Source organism: Variovorax sp. P4_D9, from assembly GCF_056401695.1.
In genome coordinates this window covers 1-7872 of the sequence record NZ_JBFUIU010000424.1, presented here as the reverse complement: position 1 = coordinate 7872, position 7872 = coordinate 1, and the positions used below count along the sequence as shown (strand labels likewise).

At 67.6% G+C, this 7872-nt stretch carries 9 protein-coding genes; 6 read left to right on the top strand and 3 right to left on the bottom strand.

The window, feature by feature from the left end; all coding sequences use genetic code 11:
- The 3 genes from AC1DY5_RS33690 to AC1DY5_RS33680 form a co-directional block, all read left to right on the top strand.
- Window positions 1–1532: response regulator (locus tag AC1DY5_RS33690; protein WP_478118594.1), on the top strand; the 1532-nt coding region annotated here is incomplete at its 5' end.
- Window positions 1529–1870, top strand: a complete 342-nt coding sequence (locus AC1DY5_RS33685; protein ID WP_478118593.1) for an Hpt domain-containing protein — start codon at window positions 1529–1531, stop codon at window positions 1868–1870. The genes AC1DY5_RS33690 and AC1DY5_RS33685, both read left to right, overlap by 4 nt.
- Entirely contained in the window at window positions 1863–2909 is a 1047-nt protein-coding gene (locus AC1DY5_RS33680) for an adenylate/guanylate cyclase domain-containing protein (RefSeq protein ID WP_478118591.1), read from the top strand. Before AC1DY5_RS33685 ends, AC1DY5_RS33680 begins: the two co-directional genes overlap by 8 nt.
- A gap of 11 nt (window positions 2910–2920) precedes the next feature.
- On the opposite strand, the gene AC1DY5_RS33675 is transcribed toward AC1DY5_RS33680, so the two are convergent.
- Complete coding sequence (locus AC1DY5_RS33675) at window positions 2921–3433, bottom strand: C40 family peptidase (RefSeq protein WP_478118589.1); 513 nt, start codon at window positions 3431–3433, stop codon at window positions 2921–2923.
- Window positions 3434–3546: 113 nt separating this feature from the next.
- Between AC1DY5_RS33675 and AC1DY5_RS33670 the strand changes: the two genes are divergently transcribed.
- The gene (locus tag AC1DY5_RS33670; RefSeq protein WP_478118588.1) at window positions 3547–3774 is read left to right on the top strand and encodes a hypothetical protein; all 228 of its coding nucleotides are present in this window, start codon (window positions 3547–3549) and stop codon (window positions 3772–3774) included.
- 65 nt (window positions 3775–3839) lie between these two features.
- Here the strand turns inward: AC1DY5_RS33670 and AC1DY5_RS33665 are convergent, their stop codons facing one another.
- Window positions 3840–4223: a helicase SNF2 gene (locus tag AC1DY5_RS33665; protein WP_478118596.1), complete on the bottom strand. Its 384-nt coding sequence runs from the start codon at window positions 4221–4223 to the stop codon at window positions 3840–3842.
- Between the two features lie 329 nt (window positions 4224–4552).
- On the opposite strand from AC1DY5_RS33665, the gene AC1DY5_RS33660 reads away from it, so the two are divergent.
- Window positions 4553–5848 carry a DUF2252 domain-containing protein gene (locus tag AC1DY5_RS33660; RefSeq protein WP_478118587.1) on the top strand — a complete coding sequence of 432 codons (1296 nt, stop codon included), beginning with the start codon at window positions 4553–4555 and terminating at the stop codon, window positions 5846–5848.
- On the opposite strand, the gene gcvA is transcribed toward AC1DY5_RS33660, so the two are convergent.
- Complete coding sequence (gcvA, locus tag AC1DY5_RS33655) at window positions 5845–6741, bottom strand: transcriptional regulator GcvA (RefSeq protein WP_478118585.1); 897 nt, start codon at window positions 6739–6741, stop codon at window positions 5845–5847. The genes AC1DY5_RS33660 and gcvA overlap by 4 nt on opposite strands.
- 99 nt (window positions 6742–6840) lie before the next feature.
- Here gcvA and AC1DY5_RS33650 point away from each other — a divergent pair, with 99 nt between their 5' ends.
- Entirely contained in the window at window positions 6841–7821 is a 981-nt protein-coding gene (locus AC1DY5_RS33650; RefSeq protein WP_478118583.1) for a Bug family tripartite tricarboxylate transporter substrate binding protein, read from the top strand.
- Window positions 7822–7872 lie beyond the last annotated feature (51 nt).

The following is a 7872-nucleotide window of genomic DNA, read 5'->3' as shown; positions in this document are numbered from 1 at the left end:
GCCACGAGATCCGCACGCCGATGAACGCGGTGATAGGCATGAGCGGCCTGCTGCTCGACACCCGGCTCGACGCCGAGCAGCAAGACTACGTCGAGACCATCCGCGATTCTGGCGACGCGCTGCTGACTATCATCAACGACATCCTCGACTACTCGAAGATCGAGGCCGGGCGCATGGACATCGAGTCGCAGCCCTTCGACCTGCGCGACTGCGTGGAGTCGGCGCTCGACCTGGTGAGCACGCGCGCCACCGAGAAGGAGCTCGACATCGCCTATGTGCTGGAGGGCGACGTGCCGGCCGCCGTCAGCGGCGACCTCCCGCGGCTGCGGCAGATCCTGCTGAACCTGCTGAGCAACGCGGTGAAGTTCACGGAGGCCGGCGAGGTGGTGCTGACGGTCGGTTCGCAGGCCGCCGCGGGCGGCAAGCCGAGGCTGACCTTCGCCGTGCGCGACACCGGCATCGGCCTGACGGCAGAAGGCATGGGCCGGCTGTTCCAGTCCTTCTCGCAGGCCGACTCGAGCACCACGCGCAAGTACGGCGGCACCGGCCTGGGTCTGGTGATCAGCAAGCGGCTGGCCGAGCTGATGGGCGGCACCATGTGGGTCGAAAGCGGCGGCCCGGGCAAGGGCTCGACCTTCTTCTTCACCATCGAGGCGCCGGCGGCGCAGCTGCCGCCCAGCCGGCACCGGGACTACGTCGGCGTGCAGCCCGAACTGCAAGGCAAGCGCGCACTGGTCGTCGACGACAATCAGACCAACCGGCGGGTGCTCTCGCTGCAGTTCGAGAAATGGGGCATGCCGTGGCGTGCCACCGAATCGCCGCTCGAGGCCCTGCGCTGGCTCGAGCGGGGCGAGCACTTCGATCTCGCGATCCTCGACATGCACATGCCCAAGATGGACGGCGTCGACCTGGCGCGGCGCGTCCGCTCCAACCACCCCGCGCTGCCGCTGGTGCTCTTCAGCTCGCTCGGCCGGCGCGAAGCGGGCGACGCCGAATCGCTGTTCAACGCCTATCTGTCGAAACCGATTCACCAGTCGCAGCTTTTCGACACCCTGGTGGGCCTGCTGTCGCACGATTCGGCCGCCCGGCCGGCGGACGGCGCGGCGCACAAGCCGCTGATTGACCCCACGATGGCGGCACGCCATCCGCTGCGGATCCTGCTGGCCGAGGACAATGCGGTGAACCAGAAGCTCGCGCTGCGCCTGCTGCAGCAGATGGGCTACCGGGCCGACCTCGCCGCCAATGGCATCGAGGCGGTCGAGTCGGTACAGCGCCAGCCCTATGACGTGGTGCTGATGGATGTCCAGATGCCCGAGCTCGACGGGCTCGATGCCACGCGACAGATCTGCACGCTGCTGCCGGCAGCGGCCCAGCGGCCGCGCATCGTGGCAATGACCGCCAACGCCATGCAGGGCGACCGCGAGATGTGCATGGCGGCCGGCATGGACGACTACCTGACCAAGCCGATCCGGGTCGACCGGCTGGTCGAGACACTGAACAACGTACCTGCACGAAAGGACCGAGTGACATGAGCGATGCGACGATCGACCGCGCGACCTATGCGGAGCTTCAGGACACCGCGGGCGCTGACTTCGTGCGGGAGCTGGTGCAGACCTTCCTAGAGGAGGCCCCGATCATGTTGCAGGAGCTTCAGGAAGCACTCGCCGCGGGCGAGGCCGACGCCTTTCGCCGCGCGGCGCATTCGCTGAAGTCCAACAGCCTCACCTTCGGCGCGCTGGCGCTCGCAGCGATGGCCCGCGAACACGAGTTGGGAGGCCTCGACGCGGCGCGGCGACCGAATGCGCTCGACGCGCTGGCAGCAGAGTACGGGCGGGTGGCCGAGGCCCTCGCGGAGCTCAGTCGTGAGTGAGCCTCAACCCCCGCAGACGCGCCTGCTCGTGGCCGACGACAGCAAGGTCAACCGCCTGCTGCTGGCCCGCAGCCTCGAGCTGCAGGGCCACAGCGTCGAATGCGCCGAGAACGGACGGGTCGCCCTCGAGCTGCTGCAGCGCGAAACCTTCGACCTGCTGCTGCTCGACATCGAGATGCCCGAGATGGATGGGTTCCAGGTGCTCGAGCAGCTCACCGGGACGCCGAAGTTGCGCGACCTCCCGGTGATCGTGACCTCCTCGCTCGAGGGCATGGCCAACATCGTGCGCTGCATCGAACTCGGCGCCGAGGACTACCTGCACAAGCCGGTCAATGCGGTGCTACTGAAGGCGCGCATCGGCGCCAGCCTGGAGAAGAAGCGCCTGCGCGACCAGCAGAAGGAACTGGTGCGCCGCTTCGCCACCTCCGAGGTGGCGCAGGACCTGGAGCAATCCGGCTTCGCGCTCGGCGGGCGGCATCTGCGCGGAACGGTGATGTTCTCCGACATCCGCGGCTTCACCGCGCTGGTCGAATCGCAGCCGCCCGAGGAGACCATCGCGCTGCTGAATGCCTACTACGCGCTGATGTTCGACGCCATCAACGGCCACGGCGGCGTGGTCAACCAGATGATCGGCGACGGCCTGATGGCGATCTTCGGCGCCCCGCTGCCGCTGGCCGACCACGCCGCGGCCGCCGTTCGCGCGGCCCTCGACATGGTCGAGAAGGTCGAGCTCCTGAACACCGAGCGCGCCGCGCTCGGCAAGCGATCAATCCGCATCGGCGTCGGCATCGCGACCGGTGACATGGTGGCCGGCTACACCGGCACGCGACAACGCGCGACCTACACCTGCATCGGCGATACGGTGAATCTCGCCGCACGGCTCGAGGAGCACACCAAGCTGGCGCGGCGAACGATCCTGGTCGACCCGGCGACCTGCGTTGCGCTCGCCGGGCGCATCCCGGTCGAGTTGCTGGGCCCGGTGTCGCTCCGGGGCAAGGCGATGCCGGTCGATGTGTCTGCGGTTTCCAGCCGCAGCTAGCTGAACCAGCCTCAGAGCCGCCGCGCCTGCGTCGGCTGGCGCGACCAGTAGAGCCCATCGAGGCGATCGAGACGCACCTCGCCGCCGCTCGACGGCGCGTGCACGAAGCGCCCTTCCCCGACATAGATGCCGGCATGCGACGGCGTGGACGCGCCGAATAGCACCAGGTCGCCCGAGCGAATGTCCGACACGGCCACCGGCCGGCCGAACGCAACCAGCCGCGCCACCATGCGCGGCGTCGCCTGGCCCACGCTCTTGCGATAGACGTAGCCGATGAGCCCGCTGCAGTCGAAGCCGCCCTCGGGCGTGTTGCCGCCATAGCGGTAGGGCGTGCCGACCAGGCCGAGCGCATGGATCGCGACATCGTTCGACTGCTCGGCCGAGAGCAACCCGATGCCGACTGCCGGCATCGGCGGGCTCGCGCAGCCCGAGGCCAGCAGGCAGGCGCCTGAGGAAAGCAGCAGCAGGAACCCGAGCTTGCGGCGGGTGAACGCGGGAACGCCGGAATCGGTGCTGTCGATCATGGCGATGATGTTCGCACGCCCGGGTGGTACCCGAGACGAACCAAGGCCATGTTGACCCGGCTTTCGAAGCAGAATCCAGTTTTCTCAAGTCGGACCCGCAGAGGAGGGACTCAATGGAACTGGAAGAAGTCAACGAACGACTCCGTGCGCTCGAGTTGCGGGCGGTCGCCCAGACCGCAGCGATCGCGGTGCTGCTCCAGGAGCAGCCCAATGCATCGGCCAAGCTGCACATGGTCGCCGAGCACCTCGTCGATGCGCCCCCGATCCCGATGTCCGACGCCGACCTGATCAAGGTCGCAGCGTACATCCAAGCGATGCTCGGGGGTCCCTGGATCGACTGACTGCAACAGACGGCAAAAAGCCGGGCCTTGCTTTCGCAGGGCCCGGCCTTTGAGAGGGTCGGGGCTTAGAGTGCGAGCCCGTTGCCACGTGCTGCGGCACGCGCTTCGGCCCGAACGCTTGCGCGATCCACCGCGCTGGCCACGATCGGCGCGGCCGTTGCCGAAGCACCTTCCGCGTACGGGTTCGCGCTGTGGGCGGCAGCGACGGCTTGCGAACGAACGGTGGAGCGGTCGGCCGCGCTGGCAGCCACGACCTGCGCGACGCCGGCCGAAGCGCCTTCGGCGTACGGGTTCTCGCTGCGTGCGGCAACCACGGCTTGGGACTTGACGTCGGCACGGCTGTTGGCCGACACCGGCGCATGAACGCCCTCATAGGTTTCGGCGTGAACGCCGGCGGCGGCAATGATCGCGAGGGCGAAACCGGAGAGGAGCTTGGATGCGGTGTTCATGATGTTTTCCTTCAAATGATTTGGATGACGTCGGACCGGTCTTGGGTGGGTCGCCGCCGGCTTGGCGGCCACCTCGCTCGGGGGCCCTGTCCACCCAGATCAGCTTGTCGGCTGGTCTGTGGGAATGAAGTTTGCGCCGAAAACTAGGTAAAAACCCGCATCTCTCTGAACCGCGGCGTTTCAATGGCGGAAACAATCGAGCGCCGACGCAAAATGCCGGCAGGAGGTAGTCATGGTCAAGAAGCTGGACGTCGCGCGTCCTCTCAGCATCATCGCCCAGCCTCATGGCCGCCCTGGAGCGCAAAGGCGCGCCGAAGTCAAGGCCCTGCGTGCGCGCTGCCCGCGCAGCAGCCATCCCCCCTGGGTCGCCGCACAGCGCGCGGAGCGACCCCATCGACCTGCTGATCGCATCGAACCGCCAGGACCGGATCGTTCCCTTGCGGCACGGCCGCATGCTCGCATCGCCATTCGCCTTCTACCGAGGCGCGGACGACCTTGCCGCTTCGCCGGCCTCGAGCCTTCGATTGCAGGTCTATGGTGATTGCCACCTGCTCAACTTCGGCGGATTTGCCACCCCCGAGCGCCGCCTGATCTTCGACATCAACGATTTCGATGAAACCTTGATCGCGCCGTGGGAGTGGGACGTGAAGCGGCTGGCTGCAAGCTTCGTGCTGGCCGCCCGCTCGAACGGATTCAGCGACGACAACGCGCGCGATGCCGCACGGGCGTCCGTGACCAGCTACCGTGAGCAACTTGCGAAGTACGCGGAGATGCCGGTGCTCAACGCCTGGTATGCGGCCAACGACCTGGAGGCCATGATCGCCATGGGCGAGGACGGCGAGTTTCGCCGCTACATCGGCCGCAAGGTGCAAAAGGCGGCCGACGGTGCGTCGCGCGACAAGGAGTTCGCCAAGCTGACCTACCTGGCCGGCGCGCGCCCGCGCATCCGCGACGAACCGCCGCTGATCTTCCACGATGCGGCGCTGAACGATGACCAGATCCTCGCGCAGGCACGCGCCGACCTCGCCGACTATGCCGAGACCATGCCTCCCTGGCGGCGCGTGCTGCTCGACCGCTATGCGGTGACCGACGCGACGCTGAGGGTGGTCGGCGTCGGCAGCGTCGGAACGTACTGCGGCATCGCGCTCCTCATCAGCGGCAACGGCGACGCACTGTTCCTCCAGTTCAAGGAGGCGCGCGAGTCAGTTCTGGAGCGCTACGCGGGGCAATTGGCCTTCGCGCATGCCGGCCAACGGGTGGCGAAAGGCCAGTGCCTGATGCAGGCGGCCAGCGACATGTTCCTCGGCTGGTTCACCACCCGATCGGGACGCCAGTTCTACGTGCGCCAGTTGCGCGATGCCAAGGTCAAGCCCACGATCGAGTTGATGACGAGCGGGAATCTTACCGACTACGCCAAGGCACGCGGATGGTCGTTGGCCCGTGCGCGCGCGCGTTCCGGTGATGCCATGATGCTCGCGGGCTACCTGGGGAGCGGCGAGGCCTTCGACGAGGCCATCGCGCGCTTTTCGATGGCCTATGCGGACCAGACCGAGCGCGACCATGCAGCGCTGGTTCATGCGGTGCGCGCCGGGCGCGTCGAAGCGATGAGCGATCCCGCGCTCTAGCTTTCCGCCGCATCGGCCTCGGCCGCGATCCAGGCCTCGAAATCGAGCACCCGCCGGGGCACCGGCCGGTCCGCACGCCAGGCCATGAAGTACCCACCCTCGGTGGGCACGCGCAGGTCGAAAGGCGCCACCAGTCGGCCGCTCGCGAGGTCATCGCGCACGAAGGCCAGCAGCGCCACCATCACGCCCAGCTGCTCGCCAGCCGCCTGGTAGGCCATGGCCGCGTTCTCGAACTTCAGGCCGCGATTGCCGTCGATGCCGTGCGTCCCCGCGGCCGCCAGCCAGGTCGGCCAGTCCTGGGGCCGGTTCAGCGAGCACAGGAGCGCATGGTGCGCGAGGTCGGCCGGCTCCCGCAGCGGCGGGTCGCGCTGCAGCAGGCCCGGCGCGCAGACCGGCAGCAGCGTCTCGCGGAACAGCAGCCGGAAGCCGGCGCCGGTCGGCGGACGGGGCTCGGAATGGATGCTGACGTCGACGTCGTCACGATCGAAGTCGGCCGGCTTGTGCGAGGTCGTGATCTGGACGTCGATCTGCGGATGCAGCGCATGGAAGCGCGCCAGCCGCGGGATCAGCCAGCGGATCGCGAAGGTCGGCGGCACCTTGATCCGCAGCAGCCACTCGTCCGTGCGCTGCTGCAGCTGCCGCGTGCCATGCTCGATCTGGTCGAGCGCCACCCGCGTGCTGGCGAAGTAGGTCTGGCCCGCGGCAGTGAGCCGGATGCCGTGCCGTCCGCGATCGAACAGCTGCACCTCGAGCCAGCCTTCCAGCGTGGCGATGTGACGGCTGACCGCGCCCTGCGTGACGAAGAGCTCCTTCGCAGCGCGAGTGAAATTGCCGCAGCGCGCTGCCGCCTCGAAAGCGCGCAAGGCATTGAGAGGAGGCAGGCGACGCGTCATGGGTGTGAATTTTACTCATGCCTGGCATGCCTTTATTGTGATTGCTGCGCTGGGCATCCCTGCCTAGGATCTCACCCATACCTACAAAGGAGACACCCGATGATGAAGAAACTGCATGTCTGGCTGCTGAGCGCCGGCCTGCTCGGATGGCATGCCGCAGCGCCGGCACAGGACGCGGCGGCGTCCTATCCGAACCAGCCCATCAAGCTGATGGTTCCGTGGCCGGCGGGCGGCRGCGTGGACACCACGGCGCGGATCGTGTCGGATCTGCTGGGCCACCGTCTTGGCCAACCTTTCGTGATCGACAACCGGGGCGGCGCCGGCGGCAACATCGGCACCGAGCTGGCGGCACGCCAGAAGCCCGATGGCTACAACCTGCTGATGTCCTCGATCAGCCCCAATGCAGTCAACATCAGCCTCTACGGCAAGCTGGGCTTCGATCCGGTCAAGGATTTCGAGCCGATCATCTATGTGTCGGCCGTCCCGAACATCCTCGTAGTGCCCGCCAATTCGCCCTTCAAGACCGTCAAGGATGTGATCGACGCCGCGCGAGCCAACCCGGGCGCGCTCAACTACGCCTCGGGCGGGGTCGGCTCCTCGCAGCACCTGGCGGCGGTGCAGTTCGCGTCCGCGGCCAAGATCGACATCGTTCACGTGCCCTACAAAGGCACCTCACCGGCCGAAGCCGACGTGGCGGCGGGCCACGTCTCGCTGATGCTGGACACCACCACCTGCCTGCCCTTCATCGCCGGCGGCAAGATGCGCGCGCTGGCAGTCGCTTCCAAGACCCGCAACCCCGCCCTGCCCGATGTGCCCACCTTCGATGAAGTGGGGCTGCCCGGCGTGTACGCCTCGTCGTGGTATGGCCTGTCGGCGCCGGCCGGCACGCCGCGCGCCATCATCGACAAGCTCAACCACGAAGCCAATGCGGTGCTCAAGTCGCCCGAGCTGCAAAAGCGCATGCTCGCGTTCGGTGCCGAGGTCGGCGGCGGCACGCCCGAGGACTACGGCCGCTTCATGGCCAGCGAAACCAAGCGCTATGCCGAGATCGTCCGCATCTCCGGCGCCAAGCTCGACTGACCCTTGCTTCAACGCCCGATCACTTCCATGACACTCGCCACTGCTGCGCGC